Origin of the sequence: Variovorax ginsengisoli (assembly GCF_030811835.1) — a bacterium.
In the GTDB taxonomy this organism is placed as follows: Bacteria; Pseudomonadota; Gammaproteobacteria; order Burkholderiales; family Burkholderiaceae_C; genus Variovorax; species Variovorax ginsengisoli_C.
The window spans coordinates 1-23,378 of record NZ_JAUSRO010000008.1 but is presented as its reverse complement, the minus strand read 5'-3'; the positions used below and the strand labels follow the sequence as shown (position 1 = coordinate 23,378).

Here is a 23,378-nt window from a genome sequence, read left to right as displayed (position 1 = left end):
CCATGAAGAGCAAGAATCTCATCGTCTTCCTGATCGCCGCCGTGCTGCTGCTGGCACTGCCGCTGGTGCTGCAGACCCAGGGCAATGCCTGGGTGCGCATCGTCGACATCGCGCTGCTGTACGTGCTGCTGGCCCTGGGCCTGAACATCGTGGTCGGTTATGCCGGCCTGCTGGATCTGGGCTACGTCGCCTTCTTCGCGATCGGGGCGTACCTGTACGCATTGCTGGGTTCGCCCCACCTGACCGAAACCTTTCCGGCCATCAAGGCCATGTTCCCGAACGGGCTGCATGCGCCGCTGCTGATCGTGATTCCGCTGGCCTTCGTACTGGCGGGCATCTTCGGCGTGTTGCTGGGCGCGCCCACGTTGCGCCTGCGAGGCGATTACCTGGCCATCGTGACGCTGGGTTTCGGCGAAATCATCCGCGTGTTCCTGAATACGCTCGACCACCCGGTGAACATCACCAACGGTCCGAAGGGTCTGGACGCCATCGACTCCGTGCATTTCTGGGGCCTGAATCTCGGGCGGCCGCTCAAACTGGGCGACTACACCATCTCCTCGGTGTCCCTCTACTACTACCTGTTTCTCGCGCTGGTGATCGTGACCGTCATCGTGTCGCATCGCCTGCAGCTGTCGCGTGTGGGCCGTGCCTGGATGGCCATCCGCGAAGACGAAATCGCAGCCAAGGCGATGGGCATCAACACCCGCAACATGAAGCTGCTCGCCTTCGGCATGGGCGCGAGCTTCGGCGGCGTCTCCGGCGCCATGTTCGCTGCTTTCCAGAGCTTCGTGTCGCCCGAGTCCTTCAGCCTGATGGAGTCGGTGATGATCGTCGCGATGGTGGTGCTGGGCGGCATCGGCCACCTGCCGGGCGTGATCCTGGGTGCGGTGCTGCTGGCTGCATTGCCCGAAGTGCTGCGCTATGTGGCGGGCCCGCTGCAGTCGATGACCGACGGCCGGCTCGATGCGTCCATCCTGCGCCAGCTGTTCATTGCGCTGGCCATGATCGTGATCATGCTGGTGCGCCCGCGCGGCCTGTGGCCGTCGCCCGAGCACGGCAAATCGCTCCAGCGCAAGGGCGGTGCCACGCCGGGCAAGCCGCTCGATGCGCCTGGCGTGGACAGCCCCGCCGATGAAGTCCCTGGCGCTGCTTCGCGCCCGATGTCGATCAACCCGTGAGCGAAGCGAGCACAGCCATGACAGACACCATTCTCGAGGTCCGGGGGATCTCCAAGCGCTTCGGCGGCCTGCAGGCCCTCTCGGACGTCGGCATCAAGATCCAGCGCGGCCAGGTCTATGGCCTGATCGGGCCGAACGGCGCGGGCAAGACCACTTTCTTCAACGTCATCACCGGGCTCTACACACCCGACAGCGGCACCTTCGAGCTGGCGGGCAAGCCTTACCAGCCGACGGCGGTGCACGAGGTGGCCAAGGCAGGCATTGCGCGCACCTTCCAGAACATCCGTCTTTTCGCCGACATGACGGCGCTGGAGAACGTGATGGTCGGGCGCCATGTGCGCACGCATTCGGGCGTGATCGGTGCGATCCTGCGCACGGGCAGCTTCAAGGCTGAGGAGGCCGCAATTGCCCAACGTGCGCACGAACTGCTCGAATATGTGGGCATCGCGAAGTTCGCCGACTACAAGGCGCGCACGCTCAGCTACGGCGACCAGCGCCGCCTGGAAATCGCACGTGCCCTGGCCACCGACCCGCAACTGATCGCACTCGACGAACCTGCCGCCGGCATGAACGCGACCGAGAAGGTGATGCTGCGCGAGCTCATCAGCCAGATCCGCAAGGACAACCGCACCATCCTGCTGATCGAACACGACGTGAAGCTCGTGATGGGCCTGTGTGACCGCCTCACGGTGCTCGACTACGGCAAGCAGATCGCCGAGGGCACGCCGGCCGAGGTTCAGAAAAATGAGAAGGTGATCGAGGCTTACCTCGGTACCGGAGGACACTGAGATGAGCGAAACGATCACTGCCACGGCACCAGCATCCACCGGCACGACCGGCAAGACCCTGCTCAAGGTCAGCGGCCTGAAGGTCGCCTACGGCGGCATCCAGGCCGTCAAGGGGGTCGACTTCGAGGTGCGCGAGGGCGAACTGGTGTCGCTCATCGGTTCCAACGGCGCCGGCAAGACGACCACGATGAAGGCCATCACCGGCACGCTGCCTTTCGTCGACGGCGACATCCAGTTCCTAGGCCGGAGCATCAAGGGGCGCGGCGCTTGGGACCTGGTGGGCGAAGGCCTGGTGATGGTGCCCGAGGGCCGCGGTGTCTTCACGCGCATGACCATCACCGAGAACCTGCAGATCGGCGCCTACATCCGCAACGACAAGGGCGGCATCGCGGCGGACATCGAGCGCATGTTCACCATCTTCCCGCGCCTGAAGGAACGCAAGGACCAGCTCGCCGGCACCATGTCCGGCGGCGAGCAGCAGATGCTCGCCATGGGCCGCGCGCTGATGGCGCAGCCCAAGGTGCTGCTGCTCGACGAGCCCTCGATGGGCCTGTCGCCGATCATGGTCGACAAGATCTTCGAAGTGGTGAAGACCGTGTACGACCAGGGTGTGACCGTGATGCTCGTCGAGCAGAACGCCAGCCGCGCGCTGCAGATCGCTGACCGCGGCTACGTGATGGAGTCGGGGCTGATCACCATGAGCGGCGACGCCAAGATCATGCTGAACGACCCGAAGGTCCGCGCAGCCTATCTCGGGGAATAGTCGTTCGTCCAGGGATGCCGCGGAACCGGCTTTGCCGGGCCGCCGGCATCGCCCCCTGAAAGGGGGTTGGCGAAGCGACACGAAGTGCGCGAAGACTGGGGGTCAGTCCACTTTCGCTCCGGTCGCCTTCACCACCTTCTCGTACTTCGCCAGCTCGCTCTTCATGAACGCGCCGAACTGCTCGGGCGTGTTCGACACCGGTTCTGCCAGCAGGGTGGCAAAGCGCGTCTTCGTCTCCGGCGCGTTCAGTGCCGCGACGAAGGCCTGGTTCAGCTTGGCGACCACGTCGTGCGGCGTGCCGGCGGGTGCGACCAGGCCCCACCAGGTGTCGATGGCGAAGCCCTTGAGCGTGTCTGCCACGGCCGGTACGCCGGGCAGGGCGCTGCTGGGCTGTGCGGTCGTCACGGCGATGGCCTTGAGCTTGCCCGAGCGGATGTTCGGCGCCGCGGTGGCGAGGTTGTCGAAGTTGAAGTCGACCTGGCCCGATAGCAACGCAAGCTGGGCCGGGTTGCCGCCGTTGTAGGGGATATGCACGGCGAAGATGCCGGCCTGCTGCTTGAACATCTCACCGGCCAAGTGCCCAGCGCTGCCGTTGCCGCCGCTGCCATAGTTCAGCTTGCCGGGGTTGGCCTTGGCGTAGGCGATGAGCTCGGGCAGCGTGTGGATCTTCAGGCGCTGCGCGGCCTCGGCGTTCATCACCAGCACATTCGGCACGCGGACCATCTGCGTGATGGGTGCGAAGTCGGTGGCTGCGTTGAAGGGCATCTTGCTGTAGAGCCACGGGTTGACCGCGTTGGTGGCGGTCGCTGCGATGCCGATCGTGAGCCCGTCCGGCGCGGCCTTGGCCACGGCGTCGGCACCGATGTTGCCGCCTGCCCCCGGCTTGTTGTCGATGATCACCGTGCCCAGCGAATCCTTGACCCGCTCGGCCACGATGCGCGCCGTGACGTCGATCGGGCCGCCCGCGGCGTAGGGAACGATCAGGCGGATGGGGCGCTGCTGCGCCCACGCGGGCGCCGTGCCGAGGGTGGCGAGCGTGACGGCGGTGGCCATCGCAGCCAGGAGGAAGTGTCTCGTCTTCATTGTTGTAGGCCGTTGCCGGCGTGGCTGAAAAAAGAAAGGGTACTCAGGGCTGGGCCTTGTCGGCCTCTGTGGTGAAGGGATCCGCGTAGAACTCGTCTTCGGACAGGCCGGCTTCAGCCACGTAGTCGCGCTTGGCTGAATCGACCACGATCGGCGCGCCACAGGCATACACCTGGTGGCCCGACAGGTCGGGGAAGTCCTCGAGCACGGCCCGATGGACGAAGCCGGTGCGGCCGGTCCATTGGTCTTCAGGCATGGCGTTGGAGACCACGGGCACGAAGTGCAGGTTCGGCATGCTGGCCATCTGCGCGCGCACCCAATCGGCCATGTACAGGTCTTCGGGCCGGCGTCCGCCCCAGTACAGCGTGGCCGGCCGGTCTACGCCCAAGAACTTCATGTGCTCGATCAGGGCCTTGATCGGCGCGAAGCCGGTGCCCGAGGCCAGCAGCACGATCGGTTTGTCCGAGTCTTCGCGCAGGAAGAAGCTGCCAAAAGGGCCTTCGATGCGAAGGATTTCCTTTTCCTTCATGGCGCCGAACACGTGGTCGGTGAACTTGCCACCCGGCAGATGGCGAATGTGCAGTTCGATGCCCGTGCCCGGTTCGCTCAGCGTGTGCGGCGCATTGGCCATGGAGTAGCTGCGGCGCGCGCCGTCGCGCAGGATGAATTCCACGTACTGGCCGGCATGGAACTGCAGCGGCTCGCCCGCCGGCAGTTGCAGGCGCAGCATGACCACATCGTGCGACAGGCGGGTCAGGGTCTGCACGCGCGAGGGCATCTTGCGGATCGGTAGCGCACCGGCCTCGGTGACCTGGCGCGACTCCAGCATCACGTCGCTCCTGGCGTGCGCGCAGCAGGTGAGCACCAGACCGCTGAGTTCTTCCTCGGCACTCAGCGCCTTGCTCTGGTGCGGGCCGTGCGTGACCTCACCGGCGAGCTTGCGGCATTTGCAGGAGCCACAGGCCCCGTCCTTGCAGCCATAGGGCAGGCCGATGCCCTGGCGGATCGCAGCGGCGAGAATGGTTTCGTCGCCCTGCACCACAAAATGGCGCCCACTGGGCTCGACGGTGATCTGGAAGGCTGCTTCGTGGAGCACTGCACTGGTCATGGGTATTCTTGGAACGGATCGCGACGGGTCGCGACGCAACGAACGGAAAGATCGGATTTTGCCTTCAATCAACAACCCTCTTGGCGCGCGGCCCGCGCGCTTCCGGCGCCAGCGTCTGCTGATCGTCGGCTGCGGCGACGTCGGCATGCGCGCCGTGCGGGCGCTGCAGGGGCGATTGCAGGTGATCGCGCTGACCTCGTCGCCTGCGCGTGTGCCGGCGCTGCGGGCGGCGGGCACCATCCCGCTGGTGGCCGATCTCGACCAACCTGCCGCGCTGCGTCGGCTGGCTGGACTGGCCACCCGTGTGCTGCACCTCGCACCGCCCGCACGGGTGGAGGAGGGGCCAGGATGGGCGCGCGACGTGCGCACCGCCGCGTTGCTGCGCGCGCTGCGGCTGCGCACGCTGCCCAAGGCGCTGGTCTATGGATCTACCAGCGGCGTGTATGGCGACTGCGTCGGCGCGCTGATCGATGAAACACGTGCCGTGCATCCGCACACGCCGCGCGCGCATCGCCGCGTAGACGCCGAACGGCACGTGCGGCTGTTCGGTCGCGCGGGCGTCGCGACACGCATCCTGCGTATTCCGGGCATCTACGCCCCCGACCGTGAAGGCGGTACGCCGCGTGCGCGTCTGCTCAAGGGGACTCCCGTCCTGCGCAGCGAAGACGACGTCTACACCAACCACATCCATGCCGACGATCTCGCTCGCATCTGCGTGGCCGCGCTCTGGCGCGGCGGACCGCAGCGGGTGTTCCATGCCAGCGACGACACCCAACTCAAGATGGGCGACTACATGGACCTGGCGGCCGATCTGTATGCGCTGGCGCGGCCGCCGCGCATTGCGCGGGATGCTGCGCAGGCTGCGCTGCCGGTGTCCCTGCTGAGTTTCATGGGCGAGTCGCGGCGCCTCAACAATACACGCCTCAAGCAAGAGTTGCGCGTGCGGCTCTGCCATCCGACCGTGGCAAGCGGCCTGCGTGCCGCTGGCTGACGGCTTTCCTCTCCTTGTCCACGCCATCCCATGCCCACTTCACAACTGTCCGTTTATTTCTTCCTGCAGGTGGCAACCATCATCGTGGCCTGCCAGCTCTTCGGCCGGCTGGCCCAGAAGCTGGGCCAGCCGCAGGTCGTCGGCGAAATGATCGCAGGCGTGGCGCTCGGCCCTTCGCTGTTCGGCCTGCTCGCCCCGGAATTGCAGCGCGCGCTATTCCCCAAGGAAACGTTGGGCATGCTCTACGTGGCCGGGCAACTGGGCGTGGGCATGTACATGTTCCTGGTGGGCACCGAATTCCGCAGCGACCACTTCCGCAGCCGCTTTCGCAGCGCCGTGTCGGTGTCGGCGGCTGGCATCGTGGTGCCTTTCGTGCTGGCCTTTGCACTGATTCCGTGGCTGCACACTGTGCCGGGGCTTTTCTCCGAGCGGGCCAAGCCGCTGGAGGCCTCGCTGTTTCTCGGCGCGGCGATTGCGATCACGGCATTTCCGATGCTCGCGCGCATCATCCATGAGCGCGGCCTGTCGGGCAGCTCGCTCGGCACACTGGCGCTCACCGCTGGCGCGGTCGACGATGCGGCAGCCTGGTGCATCCTGGCCATCGTGCTCGCGAGCTTCGGCGGCACCTGGGACAGTGCCTATGCCGCTATCGGTGGCGGCATCGCCTACGCGTTGTTCATGGTGTTCATCGGCTCCCGGCTGCTGCGTGGCCTGGGCCGCCATGTGCGCCCCGACGCGCCGCTGAGCGCTTCCATGCTGGCGCTGGTGCTGGTGCTGTTCGCGTTGAGTGGGTTCGCCATGGATGCCATCGGTATCCACGCCGTGTTCGGCGGCTTCCTGCTGGGCGCCGTCTTGCCACGCGGTGCGCTCACGCAAAAGCTGCGTGAGCAGCTGCAGCCCTTCGTGGTCGTCTTCCTGCTGCCGATGTTTTTCACCTACTCGGGCTTGAACACCCGACTGGGCGTACTTTTCGAGCCCGGCATCCTGCTGGCGGCCGTGGCGATCATCGCCGCCTCCTTTGGCGGCAAGGGCATTGCCTGCTGGGCTGCAGCGCGCCTGACGGGTGAGAACAACCGCGACGCGCTGGCCATTGGCTCGCTCATGAATGCGCGTGGTCTGATGGAGCTGATCATCATCAACATCGGCCTGCAGGCCGGTGTGATCGAGCCGGGCCTGTTCTCCATCCTGGTCCTGATGGCGATCGTGACCACGCTCATGGCCACGCCTCTTTTCAACTGGGCCATGCGCCGGCGCGTACCGGCCGTGGCGAAGCGCGAACACCCGGCGGCAAAAGCGCAAGGTTTGTGACAACAAGCACGCGACAATAGGGGCTGGAACTTTCAGCCACGTCTCAAGCATGTCCATGCCACTCTTGTCGCCATCCACCGATTTGGATGCCATGTTCGAACTGGCGCCGGTGTCGCTCTGGCTGGAGGACTACAGCCAGCTTCATGCGCTGTTCGCCCGGTGGCGCAACGAAGGCATCGAAGACCTGCGTTCGCACCTGGAGGCCGATGCGACCCGCGTACAGGCCTGCATGGCCTGCTTCCAGGTGCTGCGCGTCAACCAGGCCACGCTCGACCTGCTGGGCGCGTCCAGTCAGGCTGTGCTGGTGGCCAACCTGGAGTGCGTGTTTCGAGACGACATGACGCGCACAGCCATTCATGAGTTGTGCCTGCTGTGGCAAGGCCAGCTGTCTTTTGCCACCCAGACCGTGAACTACACGCTCGATGGGCGCAGGCTGGACGTCGAAGTGCGCGTGCGCGTGCTCCCCGGCCACGAGGCGGCGTGGGACCGCGTGATGGTGTCCGTCGACGACATCACGGCCCGGGTGGCCGCCGAGCGGCGGCGCGCGGAAAGCGAGCGCTACGCGCGCGGCCTGTTCGAACACTCGCCCGTCTCGCTGTGGGTGGAGGATTTTTCTTCGATCAAGCGCCTGCTCGACGATCTGCGCGAGCGCGGCATCACCGACTTCGCCACCTTCATCAAGGTGCACCCGGAATTCGTCACGCGCTGCATGCAGGAGATCCGTGTGCTCGATGTCAACCGGGAAACGCTGCACATGTTCGGCGCCACCGACAAGAAGATGCTCATGCAGAACATTCCGCGCGTGTTCCGCGACGAGATGCGCGAGTCCTTTGCCGAGCAACTGCTCGATCTGTGGAACGGCAAGCTGCTGCAGCAGCGCGAGGTGATCAACTATTCGCTGACCGGCGACCCGATTCACATCCACATGCAGTTCTCGGTGCTCACGGACCGGTCGGCCCATTGGGACCTGGTGGTGGTGTCGCTGATGGACATCACCGCACGCAAGAAGGCCGAGGCATACCTCGAATACCTCGGCAAGCACGACGTGCTCACGCAACTGAACAACCGGACCTTCTACACGGAGGAGCTCAATCGCCTGTCGCGCAAGGGGCCGTGGCCCGTGTCCGTCCTGGCCATCGACCTCAACGGCATGAAGGAGGTCAACGATGACAGCGGCCACGCGGCCGGCGACGGGCTGCTGCGGCGGGTGGGAGAGGTGCTCAGCAAGGCAGTCGACCCGCCCTCGTGGCCTGCCCGCATCGGCGGCGATGAGTTCGCCGTGCTGATGCCGGCAACCGATGAGCGTGGGGCCCTTGCCGCGCGCGAACGCGTGCTGTCGCTGCTGGACCTGAACAACCAGTTCTATGCGGGCCATTCGGGTCTGACGCTGAGCCTGGCCATCGGCATTGCGACCTGCCATGCTGGCGACTCGCTCGATGCTGCGTTGCTGCGCGCCGACAAGGCGATGTACGCGGACAAAGCCTGCCACTATCGCGAAATCAAAGGCACGGCGCGATGAGTGCCTTCCTTCGTCCATCGACCCTGTTTGGGTGAACCCTGCTGCTCGCCCGCCATTGAGGCGGTGACGCGCGCTCCGCCTCTCCACCGATTCTTCCTCCCCATGTCTTCCCGCATCGTCGCTGGCCATTTGAAGATTTGTGATGGCCAGATCCTATGGGCCGACGAGGATGCGCACCATCTGCTGGCGTATGCCCCCGGTACGCTGGCCGACATGCCGTTCAGCGACGTGTACGAACCCTCAGCCGACGCCCAGGCGCTGTCTGGCGATGCGATGCCGGCGCCAGTGCGGGGCGTGATCGAGCATCTGGGCGTCACGCTGATCGGGCAGAACGGCCAGGCCCAGCGCGTGGACATGCGCGGTGAGCGCATGGAAGACCGCTGCATCCTCTGGACCTTCGTACTCGCCTCGCGCGGTTTGCGTGGCGAACGCCTGGAAGTGTTGTCGCGCCGCGATGCGCTCACGCGGCTGCCCAACCGCATTCCGTCGACCGACGAACTGGCGTCGATGATGCAACTGGAGCCCGGCGGCGACAAAAGCCGCCTGCTCGCCGTGTGCTACCTGGACATCGACCGTCTTCGCGACATCAACGACCGCTTCGGCCCGGCGGGCGGCGATACCGTGCTGCGCGAAATGGCGCGCCGGATCAAGACGGCCGTCCCGCCCGATGCGGTGATCGCCCGCGTGGGCGGCGATGAGTTCGCACTGGTGATGTCGTTCGCGAGCCGTACGCAGTGCGACGAGTTCCTGCGGCAACTGCTCGCGCGGCTCACGCACCCGTACCGCCTGCTCGACCGCCAGGCCCGCCTGCGGCTGAGCGTGGGCGTGTCGCTCATGCCCTGGGGTGAACAGCCGACCGAGGTGATGCTTCAGCACGCCCAGCATGCCGTGTTCCTGGCCAAACGTCCGGGCGGCAACCATGTGCATTACTTCGATGCAGGGCAGGTCCGTGACGAACAGCTCGACCGCCAGACTCTCGCGCTGATCAAGGACGGGCTGGGACGCGATGAATTTTTCCTGGCGTACCAGCCCAAGGTCGACATGCGCTGCGGCCGGGTGATCGGATTCGAGGCGCTCATTCGCTGGCAGCATTCCGAGCGGGGCCTGTTGCAGCCGTCGGAGTTCGTGCATCTGATCGAAGACCACGAGCTGGTCGAGGACCTCGGCGACTGGGCCATCGGCGAAGCCATCCGGCAGGCCGCGGAATGGTTCGACCAGGGGGTGCGCACTTCGGTGAGCGTCAACATCAGTCCGCGGCACATGCTGCGGCCCGACTTCGTGCAACGGCTTGAGCACCATCTCGCCCGTTATCCGGAACTGCCCATCGGCGTGCTCGAACTGGAAATCCTCGAGACCACGGCCATCAAGGATTTCGTTGCCGTGGCGCAGTTCATCGGCGCGTGCACGCAAATGGGCGTGCCGGTCACTATGGACGATTTCGGCACTGGCTACTCGTCGCTGTCGTACCTGCGGCGCCTGCCATTGACTGCGCTCAAGCTCGACCAATCCTTTGTCAACGGCATGCTCGACGATGCGGAAGATCGCGCCATCGTCGAAGGCATCCTGCTGCTCGCACGCGCGCTCGGCCGCACGATGATCGCCGAGGGAGTGGAGTCCGTGGCGCATGGCCACGCGCTGCTGGCACTGGGCTGCACCCTTGGGCAGGGGTACGGCATTGCCAAGCCCTTGTCGGCGGCCGAGGTCCCCGAATGGATCGCCGGTTTCGAGCGGGCGCCGCCCTGGGGCCGTGCGGCCGATTGCGCCTGAAGGGCGGCGCTCCGGCTGCAGCAGGCTACAACAGCGGCGTATAGGGTGAAGTGACCGGCGCGAGCGTGCCGCCCGTGCCGGCACCCGGTGCCGAGAACGAATTGCCTGGCACCCCGAACATGTAGCGCAGGTACAGGCCGCCGGTGACCTGCCGGTAGTTCTGCGCGTTGTTCAGGCCGACAGAACCGCCCAGATACAGCTGCGGCGCCAACTGGTACTCCAGCACACCGGCAAAGTTGTAAGCGAAGCCCGTGTGGGTGGTGCCCGTGTACACGCCGGTGAACGTGCCGCTGGTCAGCCCCAGCGAGGTCGCCGAGGTATTGGCGGCCACTGCGTTGGCCTGGCGCGCCGCGTCGGTCGGGAAGTACGACGCATCGTCCTGCTTGAACGACTGCAGACCCAGCGAGGCGTTCACGCGCCACGCCAGGCGGTTGCTGCGTCCTTGCCAGTCGATCGGGAAGGCCACGCTCACATAGCGCTGCGGGCTGAAGTAGCCGCCGTGCCCGTAGGTGAAGTAGCTCAGGTTCTTGTCGTACCCCATCAAGCCGATGTTCAGGCCGGCCGTGAGGCTGGAGCCCGCATTGCGCAGGATGTGCATGTAGAGCCCGCCGCCACCTTCGGCGCGCGTGTTGTCGGCCACGTTCAGCCCCGTGATCGAGCTGTACGAGCCATAGCCGTAGATGCCATAGGTGCCGTCGTCATGCGTCAGGTCGAGCCTGCCGCCGGTGGCGACGATGCCGCCCCACTTGTCGCCCGTGCGCCGGTCCTCGGTGCCCGCAAAGGAAAGCAGGCTGTCGGTCACGGGCTTGCGCGACAGGTCGGCCTTGAGGGACAGGCTGTCGGTCAGCGCACCGGTGTAGCCCACATTGCCGATCACGTTGGTTTCCTGGAAGCCCAGCGGCGTGGTGCCGATGCTGGCATTGAGGTTCTTGCCCTCGTAGCCCACACTCAGGCCGATGCCGCTCGCGCTTTGCGATTCCGGCGCGCGCACGCTGCCCAGCGACTGGTTGAGCGCGGCCTGCGGTCCGCCGCCGAAGCGGCTGGTGGTGGCGTAGTCCGAAGCCATGGAGCCGGCATCGAGCACCGTGGGCGTGGCACTCACCACCAGCTTGCCGCTGCCCACGGGAATGCGGGCCTGGATGGGAATCTGGAGGTCCGACAGTTTGCTCAACCCACCTTCGCCCGCACGGTTGCGATAGACGGTACCTGCGGTGACCACGGTACTGCGCTCGGCCTGCAGTTCCTGCAGCTCGGACAGCAGCGGATTGGCCGGTGCGCCGAGGTTGCTGAGCGGCGGCGTCGTCCAGCCCGGATCGTTGGCCAGGCTGCTGCCAGGCCGCGGGTACTGGCTGGGCACGGGCAGCGCCTCGGCGGTCTGTACCGGATAGCCGCCATAGATCGGGGCCTGCGATGGCTGCTGCATGGTCGCCGGCGGCGGCTGCCAGTTGCCGGCGGCGTTGGCCGTCGGCGCAGCAGCCGTGGCGTTCGCGCGCATGTTGCCGGCCGCGATGTTGCGCTGCGTGGTGCGCGAAGCGGTGGTGGCCGAGCGCTTGCCGGCCGCCGTGTTCGATGTCGCGGCCGGCGCACTAGAGGCGCCAGATGCCCACGGCATGCCCGCAGTGGACGCGGGCGCCGCTGCAGTCGCTGCGGGCATCTGCATGCTCACTGGCACGGCAGCCTGCGCTGCGGCGGGATTGTTGCCCCGCATTCCGGCAAAGGGCGAGACTGGCACGCCAGGCATGGCCGCCTGCGAGGACGCGGACGTCTGCGACAGGCCGAACGGGGAGGCGGAGGTTTGCGCACCGCCGGTCATGCCCGCGAACGGGTTGCCGCTTGGCATGCCGCCGCCGGTGCCGCGTGCACCAGCGGTGCCCAGCCCGCCGGCCGCGCGGTTGTCGGCTGCGACGGCCGCGCGCAGGTACTGTTCGGCGCGGCCGTTGTCGCCAGCGGCGCGGTACATGCGTCCGGCCGCGGCCAATACGCGTGATTGCTCGGGCGCCTGCTTGAGCGCGGCCATGACGTAGTTCTCGGCGTTGCCGTAGTCCTTGATCGCCGTGGCGCTAGAGGAGGCCGCCAGCAGCGTGTCGAGATCGGTCGGCGTGCGCTGCAGGATGCGCTGGTAGAGCGCCAGCGCCTGCTGGTCGTCGCGCGCAGCGCTGTACAGGCGGGCGAGGGCAGCCATGACCTGCGTGTCGTTGGGCCGTTCCGCCAACAGCGGCGCCATGGCGTTGTAGGCCGCCTCCAGGTTGCCGGCCTCGCGCAGCGCATCGGTCTGGCGCAGGCTGTACGACACGCGCAGGTTGTCGAAGTCCGCGCGCTGTGCCGGCGTCATGTTGGTGGCCTGCAGGTTGCGCAGCAGGGCCGCCAGCTCGATGTCCTGGTTCGTCTTCACCAGAATGGAGGCGTACAGCAGCCGGTCGCCGATGGGCGGGTTCGGGCTGCGGGCGAGCAGCTGGCGGCTCATGGCCAAGGCACGCGGTGCGTCGCCGATTTCGGCATAGGCGCTCGCAAGCTGGCCCCAGAGTTCGGCTGGAATGTCGTTGCCCAACGAGCTCTCGGCCTGGGCCAGCAGGCCGCGCGCGGCACCGGCCTGGCCCGAGCGCGCCAGGGCCTGGGCCTGCTGCGCCTGGCCTTGAACGAAGAGCTTGCGCTGCAACTGCGTCATGTCGCGCGTGCGCGTGTTCGGCGGAATGCGTTCGAGGTACTGCAGGCCGGAAATCGGGTCACCCGCGTCGGAGGCGAGCAGGGCGCTCGCATACAGCGCGTCGGGCATGTCCGGCTGCGACATCAGCAGGCCGTCCATGACGCCGCGCGCCTGGGCAGTCAGGCCCTGGCGCCGGTAGATGTTGGCCAGGTCCAGGCGGATCCACGGGCTGTCCGGCGCGGTCAGCATGGCGTCCTCCAGCGTGCGTTGGGCGCCGGCCGGGTCGCCGGCCTCGTTCTGCTGGCGTGCCTGGGCACGGGCCTGGTCGACGCGCACGTTCTGCAGGCCACCGATCTGGGCGGCCTGCTCGGGCGTGAGCCGCTGGGCCAGCGCCAGCGCTTCGTTGGCGCGCCCCTGCTGGGTGTAGACGTTGATGAGGCCACGAATGGCCTGCGGGTCGCCCGGCTTGGCCTCGAGCACGCGGGTGTAGCCCTGCTCGGCCTGCGGCAGTTCGCCGTTGGCCAGGCGGACATCGGCCAGGGCGGTCTGGCCGACCGGTTCCTTTGCGTCGATGCGCACCGCGCGTTCGAGCAGCGACTGCGCGCCACCGAGATCGTTGCGCTGGCGCGCCGCGGTGGCCTGGCCGATCAGGTTCCAGTAGGTGGCGCTCTGCAGCGCCTGGTTCCACTTGCGCCCACCGGTGCGCGAGGCCTGCTCGAGGTATTCCTGGGCCTGCGCGAAGCGCTCCTGGCGCAGCCGGATGAGGCCGAGACCGCCGAGTGCCTCGCTGTCGCCGGGCAGCAGGCGCAGTGCCTGCTGGAAGCGTGCTTCGGCCGTGGTCTGGTCGCCGCGGTCGAGCGCCTTGAAGCCTTCGCTCAGCGGCTGTGCGGAAGGCGAGGCCGGCGTGGCCGCGGTCTTGGTTTCAGTGAGGCTTTCCAGGCGTGCCGAGACGGCGGCGTCGGGCGCCGTGCTCAGGAACTCCTGGTAGAGCGGTGCATCCGGCGCACGTGCATCGAGCCAGATCAGCGCCTGGCGCCAGCTGGCGCGTGCTGCCGTGCCGACGCCCGCCTGCTTGGACAGCGCCGAGAGGCTGCGGATGCCGTCGCGGCGCGTGGGCTCGCGGTAGGTCTGCAGCTGCGCCAGGGCCAGGCGCACGTTCAGGTTGTCCGGCTTGTCCTTGGCCAGCTGTTCTAGGCCCTTGCGGCCCTCATCCCAGCCCGTGGGCGTGCCACCGAGCAGTTGGTAGTACTCGAGCGCGAGGTTGTCCGGTGGCGGGTTGTTGCCGATGACGCTGCGGTAGAGCTGCAGGGCTTCTGCCGCGCGGCCGGCCTGCGCCGCGGCGCGCGCGCGCTGCAGGTCGCTGGTCGGCACGCCGCCTTGCTGGGCCTGCTGCTGCAGGCGCACCGCGCGAGGGTCGTTCGGGTGTGCGGCGCGCAGGCGGTTGATCCAGGTGCGTGCCGGTTCGGCATTGCCGCGGCCGAGCTCGATCTGTGCCATGCCGTACAGCGCATCGGCGGACTGCGGGTCGACGCGCAGCAGCTTGCGCCAGCTCTCTTCCGCGAGGTCGGCGCGACCCATGTTCTGCCAATAGTTGCCTTGCTCGATGAGCGCAGCGCTGGCGTCGGCCTGCGCATGCAGCGCGCCGCTGGCAAACAGGCTGCCGATCAGGCCGATCGAGGCGATCAGTTGGCTCGCGGTGGAACGGGTGCGCACCGTCGCCCTGAAGCTGCGTGCACGAAGGCTCACGCGGGTCGGTCGGACGGACATAGGAGTCTCCAGGAAGTTTGCAGTTGGCCGGTCTTGCTGAAAGCGTAGCGACCTTCGTACCAACCCAGGCCAAAAAGAATGAGCATGCGCTCGTAATAGGGAAGCGGCAGCACGCTGCCGGTTTTTCCGTCACCCATGCGATTGCGGATGCGGGTGAGCTGCACCTCGGCCAGGTTGCCAAGACCTTGGGCCTTCAGGTAAGGCAGCAGCGCGCCGGCAAAGCCCACGCCACCGGTGCCACGGGGCGCACCGGTAGCGGTGTCGACATATTCGGGCACCATCGTTTGCGCCTCGATGGCGCGGCGCGGACCATACAGCGATTTGAGCAACAGGCTGCGCGTCGGGTCCTGCGGGTGCAGCATGCCGGCCCAGAGGTAGACGCGGATCGCATCGTAACTGCCGACGGCACCCTTCTGTGGATCGGCCACGAAGCTCTTGCTGTCCGAAGACCAGGCGCACCAGTCGGGCGCGTAGCCCTGTGGCGTGACCGCGCCGAACATGCGCATGGCGTTCTGGATGATCTCGTTCCAGGGACCGCTGGGGTCTTCTTCGTGAAAACGGCGAAGCAGCTGGATCGGTACGTAGCTCGGGTTCAGGCGCCAGTTCGGCCCGCGTGCCACCGAGCGCGGCCAGGGCATCAGCATCTGGCCGAGGCCGTCGAGCTTGATCACTTCGTCGCGCGCCACCATCGCCATCATCGTGCGGCCGAGCCGCTGGTACGACGGTTCCTTCCACAGTCGCGCAGCCTCGATCAGCGTGTAGGCGATCCACACGTCGGAGTCGGACGCCGAGTTGTCGTCGAGCACGCCCCAGCCGCCTTCATTGTTGCGTCCCCATTGCCAGGCAGGCAAGCGCTTGGCCATGTCGCCGCCGGCGAGATTCTTGTGGGTCCACTGCAGCACGCGGTTGAAGGTATTGCGGTCGTTGTGCACCAGCGAGAAGAACAGCCCGTACGACTGACCTTCGGAGGTGGACTGCTGCTGCGGCGTGTCGAAATCGACCACGCGCCCATCCACCTGGATGTGGCGCGCTGCAAAGGCCTGCCAGTCGCTGGTGTTCACGCAACTGCCCGATTGCGGTCCAGGTTGCGACGCCTGTTGTGACTGCGCGCGTGCGGGCAAGGCGGCGGCAAGCGACGCCAGCGCCATGCCTTGCAGCAGCCGTCGTCGTCGGGATGCGAACGGGTGCGGGTCGTCTTGTTCGGAAAAATTCATGGAGAAGGTGAGGGGCGCGGTCTAGCGCAAGCGGGCGCGTGCGCGCAGCTTCAGGCTGGCGTAGGCGGCGGCTGCACCAAGCAGTGCCAGCGCAAGCACCAGGCCGATCAGGATGACCGGGCTGCGTGACAGGTTCCACTGCAGCCAGGCAAAGGGGGGAAGGCGGCCCACGTAGTAGGTGTCGCCGCTCAGGAGACTGTTGACCTGCGAGCCGCGCACCAGCGTCATGCTGCCCTGGATGCGCTTGATGAGATCGGGCGTCATCAGCGCGTTCACCAGCGCGGGCTGCGACTGGGGGGTGCTCACCATCGCCACCACGCTGCGCTGCGCGCGCAGCGGCGACTCGAAGCCGGCGATGGCAGCGTCCGAGCCGTCGTCGGCAATCGAGAACTGCGTGGCCGACGGCAAGTCTTCCCGCTTGCGGGTGCCGGTGACCAGGTTGAGCGTGTCGTCGATCCAGCTGCCGATGCGGAACTGCTGCGCGGCGCTGTTGCGCTTGAGCGGCATCTGCGCGGCCCACTGCGTGAACAGCGGCTGATTCTGCAGGCTGCCGATCACCAGCAGATCCTTGTCGCTGAGCTCGTTCGCGTTGGACGCACGGCCCACCGTCACGCGCAGCACGGGATAACCCGTGGCGTTGCCCAGCTGGCCCATGGCCGCCAGGTAGGTCTCGGTGTCGGTGCGCTCAGGCTGGTCTGGCAGGATCACCGCCGTGTCGGCCAGGTCGGCCAGCCGGGTGAACGGGAAGCCGCTGTTCGCAAACGCGGCCAGCTCCGGCATGGCGATGTAGTGCGGGAACTTGGACACGTCGATGGTCGATGTCGGGTCGATGCCCCCGCGTACGTTGTCCAGCAACGGCTTGCAGTTGCTGGCTGCCGGCTCGAAGTAGTAGTGCATCTGCAGCTGGGCGCGCGAGCCCATGGCCAGCGTGGGCAGCAGCACCTCCTTGCGTTCGGCCACTGTGCCGTCGGGCAGCAGCTTGGCGGTCATCGGGTTCCACCAGTGGTCGCCGGTCGGGAAGCCGGGGCGCAACGGTAGCGAGCCGATGAAGGTGTCGTTGACGTTCAGGTTGAGCGTGGACTGGTCGGCCTGCACGCGCGGTGTGTAGCGGTACTGAAGGTCGAGCGGTACGCCACGGCTGCGCCAGGTGAACAGGTCGGGCGGCAGCTGCATGTTCACGCGGATCACGTTCGGCGTGTAGCCTGCGACCGTGAACTCCGCCGCCTGCGCGAGCTCGCCCAGTTGCACCGGACGGTCGCTCGACAGCCAGCGCGGTGCGTCGTAGGGCTTGCGCGGCGCCGGTTGCTCGTACTCGGGAATGGCGGCGTTCGCGCCGGTGAGCGCGCGATTGTTCAGCGCCATCGTCGAGGCCGCCGTGCGCAGCTCGGCCGGGTTGCGGCCCATCACCAGCAGCAGCTTGGCATTGGGGTCCTGCGGGTGATCGACCATGGCCAGCGCCGGCCCCTGGATGGGGGGCAGCGTCAGGCCATTGATGACCGATTCGGGCATGGCGAAGACCACGGCATTGCCCATCGGCAGATCGCCGTTGCTCACAGGAAAGGTCGCGCCGCGGTAGCCGGCCAGTGCGCCGAACCACGACGACAGGATGCCTGCGGCCTCCAGCGTGGCATTGGCGTTGGCATTGCCGAACACGAAAGGCAGGTTCAGACGGCGCACGTCGCGCCGGTCGAAGAAGGGTTGCGGCATGACCGCCAGGTCGTTGACGATCTTTAGCGGCGAGACGTTCAGGCGCAGCGTGGTCGACGCGTCCACCGTGGCCCACAGGCTGGTGTGCACCGGGTCTTCGCATTCCCGGGTGTAGTGGCCGATCAGCTCGACGTCGATGCGGTTGAACTCGGTGATCAGGCGGCGGTCGATCGGGATTTCCACCGACAGCGGCTTGCCCGCATCCGCACGCGCGGCCGGCAGTGTGCTGATGAGCACGTTGTTCACGCTCACCTTGAGGTGCGACAGCTCCGGAATCAGCGCAGGCGAATACGCGTAGTTCAGACGCAGCGAAGCACCCGTGATGAGCTCGTCGGCCCGCACGCTGAATGGAATGCCCACAGTGCCATTGATGCCGCGCAGCTTGATGGCGTAGTCGATGCCCAGCTGTGTGAGGTTGAGTTCGCGCACATTGCCCACCGGCGCGGCGGGCACGGCCAGCGCCGGCAGGGCGGGTGCGCCCGGCGCAGGCGCCGCCGTCGCGCGCGTCTGGGCCCAGGCCAGTGGGGCCAGGCCGCCGGTCCATGCCATCAGGGCGAGCGCCACAGCCGTGGTCAGTTTCGTGTTGCGGTAAATCATGGTTGTGAAGTCGGAAGCTGGCCGGATCAAGATGAACGAATCGATGGGCAGTGGGTGGATCAGGACGGTTTCTTGGCCGTGGCCGGTTCTGCGCCGCCACCTGTCAGCCGTCGCAGCTTGCGTCCGCTCGCGTGGTAGTAGTGGGCGAACATCTGGCGGAAACCCACCATGCTGATGCTGGCGATGTGCCCGATCACCTTGTGCGCGGCCACGCGGGGATGGTTGCCCCAGCGTGCCGCCCAGATGTCGGCGCGGGCCGTCGTGCATTGCACCAGCGCACGCTCCTGCGCAAAGCTCAGTGGCTCGAACTGCACGCCGATGCGCTTGCCGCGGCTGAAGCGCACGGTCGCCGGGAAGCGCGACTCGACCTCGCCGCGGAACAGCGCCACCTCCAGCGGTGCGCCGTCCTCGGCGCTCAGGTCGGCCGGCAGGTCGATGCCCAGGCCGCTGCTGGAGAAGTCATAGGTGTGGCAGCGCAGCGAGTGGCCGTCCGGGAAGTGCAGGGCGGCCGGAATGCGCAGCGCGATGCGGTGCGCGCCACGCAGCTGGCGCGACTCATTGGCTGCCGCCACGCAGGCACCCAGGATCACCAGGTTGTAGAAGGTCCACGCCAGATTCAGCCAGACGGTGGCAATGTTGTCCGGGTCGACCCAGGTCAGGCGCCAGAGGCCGGCCACCACGCCCACGAAATTGAGCGCCAGCAGGAAGAGGCTGGCCTTGGCGATGGACGTGTCGAAGTATTCCTTCTGGATCAGGCCGCCCTTGGCCGTCACGTTGAAGCTGCCCAGCTTGGGGTTGATGAGCGCCACCAACGTCGGGCGGAAGATGTACCAGGCCAGCACGGCTTCGTACACCTCGTTCCAGAACAGGTAGCGAAAGCGCCCCTGGATGCGGCTGTTGGTCAGGTTGGCGTGGAAGATGTGCGGCAACGCGTACGCGAAGATCATCGACGCCGACGCATGGATCACGCTCGCGCCGAACAGCAGGTAGGCCAACGGCGCCGTCAGGTAGATCAGGCGCGGCAGGCCGTACAGGAAGTGCAGCATCGCGTTGACGTAGCACAGCCGCTGCGGCCACTTCAGGCCGCGGCCGAACATCGGGTTGTCGATGCGGAAGATCTGCGCCATGCCGCGCGCCCAGCGAATGCGTTGACCCACGTGGCCCGACAGGCTTTCGGTGGCCAGGCCGGCAGCCTGCGGCAGCGCCAGGTAGGCGGTGTTGTAGCCCAGGCGGTGCAGCTTGAGCGCGGTGTGGGCGTCTTCGGTCACGGTTTCGACCGCGATGCCGCCGACTTCCTCGACCATCGTGCGGCGCAGCACGGCACACGAGCCGCAGAAGAAGGTGGCGTTCCACAGGTCGTTGCCGTCCTGGATCAGACCGTAGAACAGCTCGCCTTCATTGGGCACGGTGCCGAAGGTGTCGAGGTTCTTCTCGAACGGGTCGGCCGAGAAGAAATAGTGGGGCAGCTGGACCATGGCCAGCTTCGGGTCGTGGCCAAACCAGCCCATGGCGATCTGCAGGAAGGAGCGCGTTGGAATGTGGTCGCAGTCGAAGATCGCGACGAACTCGGCAGTGGTGTTCTTCAGTGCGGCATTGATGTTGCCGGCCTTGGCGTGGCGGTTGTTGTCGCGCGTGACGTGTGCCACACCCACTTGCTGGCAGAACTCACGGAATTCGGCGCGGCGGCCGTCGTCCAGCACGTGGATCTTGATCTTGTCCTGCGGCCAGTCGATCGACTGGGCGGCCAGCACAGTCGAGCGCACCACCGACAGGGCCTCGTTGTAGGTGGGGATGAACACGTCGACCGTCGGCCAGGTCGACGAATCTTCCGGCAGCGGAATCGGCTTGCGCTCGAGCGGCCAGGCGGTCTGCACATAGCCCAGCAGCAGCACCACGAAAGCGTAGATTTCAGCGACGAGCAGGCCCAGGCCGAGCAGCAGGTCCAGCGGGTTGTCCATGAACATCGTCTCGGTCACGCGCCAGTACATGTAGCGCGAGGACACGATCACCGACAGGAAAATCATCGCCAGGCTGGCGTAACGGCCCTTCGCACGGTTGATCACCAGCGCCAGGACAAACACGCCGATCGACAGGGTCAACTGCTGCTGAAGCGTCATCGGCGTGACGACCAGCGCGCCGAGCACGAGCAGGGTGACGATCCACGCGATCGCGCGCAAGGGTTGGCGTTCGAACAGCGCCAGTCCCTGGCTGGAACGCCCGGTTCGGTGAGGAGAGGTTTTCTTCATGAGGACGTGCTCGGACGTTCAGTGGCGGCGGAGATGTTCAATGAGGGCGCCAGCGCGAAGGCTCGGCGATGGCGAGGCGCTCGACCAGACGGTCGGCACATTCGGAGATGTCCTGCGCGGCCTGCGAATGAGGCGCGTAGGAGCGCACAGTCAGCGCCGAGGCCAGTGCTTCGCTCACGGCCTGGTCCTGGTGGATGGCGCCGAGCAACCGGCTGCCCAGATCCTGGCGCAGCCGTTCAAGCACGTCGCGACTCAGGCGCTTGCCTGGGTCGATCTGGTTGACCAGATAACCGCTCCCCAGAAAATCACTGCGCTGAGTGCCGTACTTGGCGATCACGCGATCGATGATGGGCATCGTGGCAAAGGAGCCCGCGTCGGGCAGCACTGTCACCACGTCGAAGTGGGCGACCCTCAATGTCTGCTGCAGATAGACCGACGGGCCTGGCGGCGTGTCGATCAGCACCAGCGTCTCCTCGGGCATGCCGAAGGAGGCGAGCAGTTGACCCAGCCAGTTTGGGTAGGACGCCAGGTACTGCTCGATCTCGAACTGGCGCTCGTCGTCAATGGCACCGAAAGGCAGCAGCAGGACGCCGCTGCGTGCGGGCTGGATGACCTTCATCCAGGCGTGTTCGCCTGAGATGGCCTGCGCCAGGCCCGTCTCGCAGGCCTGCACATCGGCGCAAAGATGAAATCGCAACGCGTTCTGCGGATCGAGATCGATCGCCAGCACCTGATGGCCTGCCTCGGCCAGCGTGGTGCACAGGTTGGCGGTGACGGTGGTCTTGCCTACCCCTCCCTTGGCTGCTATGACGGCAACGATCCGCATCGTCAGGACGGCCGGCGCCAGCGCGACAGCAGGGTGTGGCCTGCTTCTGCGGGAGCGGCCGTCTCGGCGGCGAGGCGAGCGAAGAGGACATCCAGGGGGCGCGTTGCAGGGGCCGTGACCGGTGTGGCCGGCACGCTGGCTGGCTCGGGCACGGCGACGGGTGCGGCCATGGGGGGCATTGCCGTTGCAAAAACGGAGGCTGGCACAGGAGCCGGTGCGGCAGCACGCGGCACCACCAGTGCAGGCGGTGCGGCCGGAGGAGGCGCAAGTGGAGGTGGCGCTGGCGCGATCACCGGCGTTTCGGCCGAATGGCCACCCGGCAACAGGCGCCACGGCGACTCCTGATCGGCTGGCGTATGGTCGAATTCACGGTAGCCTTTGGCGTCGCCGCCGAACTTCTTGAAAAGACCGGCGATGTCTTCGCCCTGCTCGTCGTCCTCTTTCATGGGTGGACCCTGCTCAATCTCAATACGATCTGTGATGCTGCCGACGTGATGGCGGGCTCCTCGGCACGCACGCGGAGCACCGACGGAATCCCTTGCGCTGCGAACCAAACCTGGTAGGCGCCTTCGAAGAATCCGGAGATCCATTCCGACGACGCGGGGCCGAAGGCCACGGCCAGCGGGCTGCAGGCGTGGATGATTTCGAGAAAGTCCTCTTCCTCGCGCAGGCTGCTGAAACCCCATGCGATGGATGCCCAGCGGGCGTTGAATTCCGCCTGCAGTTCCTGCAGCGAGTCACATCGCGCAAGGGGCATCGCCTGAGCCATGTGGCTGCCGATACGCTTGAACAACGCCCTGATTTCTTCGGACGGCAAGCCGGCGCTCAATTCGAGCGCCAACCCCCTGTTGAACTCCAGCCACTGGGGCGAGCATGCATTGCGTTCGTAATAGCCGAGAAGTGAGTCAGTCGAAGTCATAGATTCCACGCTTTACCAATTGTCACGGACGTGGCGATCACTGACAACGTTTGTTAAGAAACATCCAAAGAGTGCTGTCGCATGACAACGATCAACCCTTCGAGTTGTCAAATTCTGTGAATTTATGCCGGATTTGGCACTTTTTTCTGGAAGGGATTTGTAACGCTGTCAGAGGATTATTGTGGGTGAATGCACCCCGCTTGATACGTCCCGCTTCATGCGCCTTGTGCCGTCGACGGGGACGCACGGCTAAAGGTCTGTCGTCGGCTTTTGCGAACCGTGATTGCGGCGAACTGCGCACCGCCGTTCAAGAACCACCGTAGGCCTGTGCGTCGATTTTGGGCTGGAACAAGCGTTCCATTCGGTCGCAAGCGCCGCCTTCGAGGCGCTCACCGGGCTTGAGGGTCGCTTGTTCTTTCCAGCAGAGTTCCATGGCCGCACGCTTGTTGGCATCGCGGTCCGCGATTCGGAGCCCACCGTCGCGCAAGCTCAGGACACCGTACAGGGCGACCAGCACCAGCACGCTCACCCCGACAACGAGCCACAGCCAACGGCGGCGAGGGGTGGGCGCGGTCGTGTTGGTGGACGGTGCTGCAGCCATGAAAGGTTCTCTGGAAGGACATTGATCGGGCGCTGGCGATTTTGCGCTGACGCGCAAGGGCGGGCAATGTGAATTGCTTAACCCGGCCAGCGGTCGGCGGCCTGCCGCCGCACCCAGCTTCAACATTCCTCCAAAGTTGGCATCGACCATCGGCGCCTTGTGCCCCGAACAGGCCGGCCCCGCTGCCGGTCGATTAGTCAAATGAACCGTATTTTTCGTCGCTCCGACGTCGCTGGTCTGGCCGCGACTGCCGTGATGGTGGTCGCCAGTGCCCTGGCCGCGACGGCCGCCTGGGCCGTGGAGCCCTTCACCGTGCGCGACATCCGGGTCGAAGGCCTGCAACGCGTGGAGG

The 23,378-nt window shown here is 66.4% G+C and carries 17 protein-coding genes; 7 read left to right on the top strand and 10 right to left on the bottom strand.

Annotated features, from left to right (window positions below; genetic code table 11):
- Nucleotides 1-2 precede the first annotated feature (2 nt).
- The 3 genes from J2W36_RS13595 to J2W36_RS13585 are packed head-to-tail and all read left to right on the top strand — an operon-like array spanning nucleotide 3 to nucleotide 2,729.
- Nucleotides 3-1,178: a branched-chain amino acid ABC transporter permease gene (locus tag J2W36_RS13595; protein WP_307690279.1), complete on the top strand. Its 1,176-nt coding sequence runs from the start codon at nucleotides 3-5 to the stop codon at nucleotides 1,176-1,178.
- Nucleotides 1,179-1,195: 17 nt separating this feature from the next.
- Nucleotides 1,196-1,966, top strand: coding sequence for an ABC transporter ATP-binding protein (locus J2W36_RS13590; protein ID WP_307690278.1), 771 nt, complete (start codon nucleotides 1,196-1,198; stop codon nucleotides 1,964-1,966).
- Between the two features lies 1 nt (nucleotide 1,967).
- Nucleotides 1,968-2,729 carry an ABC transporter ATP-binding protein gene (locus J2W36_RS13585; RefSeq protein ID WP_307690277.1) on the top strand — a complete coding sequence of 254 codons (762 nt, stop codon included), beginning with the start codon at nucleotides 1,968-1,970 and terminating at the stop codon, nucleotides 2,727-2,729.
- A gap of 102 nt (nucleotides 2,730-2,831) precedes the next feature.
- Here J2W36_RS13585 and J2W36_RS13580 read toward each other — a convergent pair whose 3' ends face one another.
- Together J2W36_RS13580 and J2W36_RS13575 are read right to left on the bottom strand one after the other, a co-directional pair.
- Nucleotides 2,832-3,812, bottom strand: a complete 981-nt coding sequence (locus tag J2W36_RS13580; RefSeq protein WP_307690276.1) for a Bug family tripartite tricarboxylate transporter substrate binding protein — start codon at nucleotides 3,810-3,812, stop codon at nucleotides 2,832-2,834.
- Nucleotides 3,813-3,855: 43 nt separating this feature from the next.
- Nucleotides 3,856-4,920, bottom strand: a complete 1,065-nt coding sequence (locus J2W36_RS13575; RefSeq protein ID WP_307690275.1) for a CDP-6-deoxy-delta-3,4-glucoseen reductase — start codon at nucleotides 4,918-4,920, stop codon at nucleotides 3,856-3,858.
- Between the two features lie 58 nt (nucleotides 4,921-4,978).
- Here J2W36_RS13575 and J2W36_RS13570 point away from each other — a divergent pair, with 58 nt between their 5' ends.
- The 4 genes from J2W36_RS13570 to J2W36_RS13555 all read left to right on the top strand — a co-directional run bounded on the left by J2W36_RS13570 (nucleotide 4,979) and on the right by J2W36_RS13555 (nucleotide 10,505).
- Complete coding sequence (locus J2W36_RS13570) at nucleotides 4,979-5,911, top strand: NAD-dependent epimerase/dehydratase family protein (protein WP_307690274.1); 933 nt, start codon at nucleotides 4,979-4,981, stop codon at nucleotides 5,909-5,911.
- 30 nt (nucleotides 5,912-5,941) lie between these two features.
- On the top strand, nucleotides 5,942-7,219 hold the full coding sequence (locus tag J2W36_RS13565; protein WP_307690273.1) for a cation:proton antiporter: 1,278 nt from the start codon (nucleotides 5,942-5,944) through the stop codon (nucleotides 7,217-7,219).
- Nucleotides 7,220-7,274: 55 nt separating this feature from the next.
- Nucleotides 7,275-8,738, top strand: coding sequence for a sensor domain-containing diguanylate cyclase (locus J2W36_RS13560; protein ID WP_307690272.1), 1,464 nt, complete (start codon nucleotides 7,275-7,277; stop codon nucleotides 8,736-8,738).
- Between the two features lie 102 nt (nucleotides 8,739-8,840).
- Complete coding sequence (locus J2W36_RS13555; protein WP_307690271.1) at nucleotides 8,841-10,505, top strand: putative bifunctional diguanylate cyclase/phosphodiesterase; 1,665 nt, start codon at nucleotides 8,841-8,843, stop codon at nucleotides 10,503-10,505.
- A 25-nt stretch (nucleotides 10,506-10,530) separates the two neighbouring features.
- On the opposite strand, the gene J2W36_RS13550 is transcribed toward J2W36_RS13555, so the two are convergent.
- From J2W36_RS13550 to J2W36_RS13515, 8 genes are all read right to left on the bottom strand, one after another.
- Nucleotides 10,531-14,916, bottom strand: coding sequence for a cellulose biosynthesis protein BcsC (locus J2W36_RS13550; protein ID WP_307690270.1), 4,386 nt, complete (start codon nucleotides 14,914-14,916; stop codon nucleotides 10,531-10,533).
- Complete coding sequence (bcsZ, locus tag J2W36_RS13545) at nucleotides 14,892-16,130, bottom strand: cellulose synthase complex periplasmic endoglucanase BcsZ (protein ID WP_307690269.1); 1,239 nt, start codon at nucleotides 16,128-16,130, stop codon at nucleotides 14,892-14,894. Before bcsZ ends, J2W36_RS13550 begins: the two co-directional genes overlap by 25 nt.
- 21 nt (nucleotides 16,131-16,151) lie before the next feature.
- Nucleotides 16,152-18,434, bottom strand: a complete 2,283-nt coding sequence (bcsB, locus tag J2W36_RS13540; protein ID WP_307690268.1) for a cellulose biosynthesis cyclic di-GMP-binding regulatory protein BcsB — start codon at nucleotides 18,432-18,434, stop codon at nucleotides 16,152-16,154.
- Nucleotides 18,435-18,493: 59 nt separating this feature from the next.
- Complete coding sequence (gene bcsA, locus J2W36_RS13535) at nucleotides 18,494-20,680, bottom strand: UDP-forming cellulose synthase catalytic subunit (protein WP_307690267.1); 2,187 nt, start codon at nucleotides 20,678-20,680, stop codon at nucleotides 18,494-18,496.
- Between the two features lie 37 nt (nucleotides 20,681-20,717).
- Nucleotides 20,718-21,506 carry a cellulose biosynthesis protein BcsQ gene (gene bcsQ / locus J2W36_RS13530; protein WP_307690266.1) on the bottom strand — a complete coding sequence of 263 codons (789 nt, stop codon included), beginning with the start codon at nucleotides 21,504-21,506 and terminating at the stop codon, nucleotides 20,718-20,720.
- Nucleotides 21,507-21,508: 2 nt separating this feature from the next.
- Complete coding sequence (locus J2W36_RS13525; protein WP_307690265.1) at nucleotides 21,509-21,952, bottom strand: hypothetical protein; 444 nt, start codon at nucleotides 21,950-21,952, stop codon at nucleotides 21,509-21,511.
- Nucleotides 21,949-22,425: a cellulose biosynthesis protein BcsD gene (gene bcsD, locus J2W36_RS13520; protein WP_307690264.1), complete on the bottom strand. Its 477-nt coding sequence runs from the start codon at nucleotides 22,423-22,425 to the stop codon at nucleotides 21,949-21,951. The genes J2W36_RS13525 and bcsD overlap by 4 nt, the downstream gene beginning before the upstream one ends.
- A gap of 307 nt (nucleotides 22,426-22,732) precedes the next feature.
- Nucleotides 22,733-23,026: a hypothetical protein gene (locus tag J2W36_RS13515; RefSeq protein ID WP_307690263.1), complete on the bottom strand. Its 294-nt coding sequence runs from the start codon at nucleotides 23,024-23,026 to the stop codon at nucleotides 22,733-22,735.
- Nucleotides 23,027-23,378: the final 352 nt, after the last annotated feature.

Bases quoted from the DNA above. Each gene is read 5' to 3' on its own strand.
- J2W36_RS13595 (WP_307690279.1), top strand. From the start codon at position 3: ATGAAGAGCAAGAATCTCATCGTCTTCCTGATCGCCGCCGTGCTGCTG.
- J2W36_RS13590 (WP_307690278.1), top strand. From the start codon at position 1,196: ATGACAGACACCATTCTCGAGGTCCGGGGGATCTCCAAGCGCTTCGGC.
- J2W36_RS13585 (WP_307690277.1), top strand. From the start codon at position 1,968: ATGAGCGAAACGATCACTGCCACGGCACCAGCATCCACCGGCACGACC.
- J2W36_RS13580 (WP_307690276.1), bottom strand. From the start codon at position 3,812: ATGAAGACGAGACACTTCCTCCTGGCTGCGATGGCCACCGCCGTCACG.
- J2W36_RS13575 (WP_307690275.1), bottom strand. From the start codon at position 4,920: ATGACCAGTGCAGTGCTCCACGAAGCAGCCTTCCAGATCACCGTCGAG.
- J2W36_RS13565 (WP_307690273.1), top strand. From the start codon at position 5,942: ATGCCCACTTCACAACTGTCCGTTTATTTCTTCCTGCAGGTGGCAACC.
- J2W36_RS13560 (WP_307690272.1), top strand. From the start codon at position 7,275: ATGCCACTCTTGTCGCCATCCACCGATTTGGATGCCATGTTCGAACTG.
- J2W36_RS13555 (WP_307690271.1), top strand. From the start codon at position 8,841: ATGTCTTCCCGCATCGTCGCTGGCCATTTGAAGATTTGTGATGGCCAG.
- J2W36_RS13550 (WP_307690270.1), bottom strand. From the start codon at position 14,916: ATGTCCGTCCGACCGACCCGCGTGAGCCTTCGTGCACGCAGCTTCAGG.
- bcsZ (WP_307690269.1), bottom strand. From the start codon at position 16,130: ATGAATTTTTCCGAACAAGACGACCCGCACCCGTTCGCATCCCGACGA.
- bcsB (WP_307690268.1), bottom strand. From the start codon at position 18,434: ATGATTTACCGCAACACGAAACTGACCACGGCTGTGGCGCTCGCCCTG.
- bcsA (WP_307690267.1), bottom strand. From the start codon at position 20,680: ATGAAGAAAACCTCTCCTCACCGAACCGGGCGTTCCAGCCAGGGACTG.
- bcsQ (WP_307690266.1), bottom strand. From the start codon at position 21,506: ATGCGGATCGTTGCCGTCATAGCAGCCAAGGGAGGGGTAGGCAAGACC.
- J2W36_RS13525 (WP_307690265.1), bottom strand. From the start codon at position 21,952: ATGAAAGAGGACGACGAGCAGGGCGAAGACATCGCCGGTCTTTTCAAG.
- bcsD (WP_307690264.1), bottom strand. From the start codon at position 22,425: ATGACTTCGACTGACTCACTTCTCGGCTATTACGAACGCAATGCATGC.
- J2W36_RS13515 (WP_307690263.1), bottom strand. From the start codon at position 23,026: ATGGCTGCAGCACCGTCCACCAACACGACCGCGCCCACCCCTCGCCGC.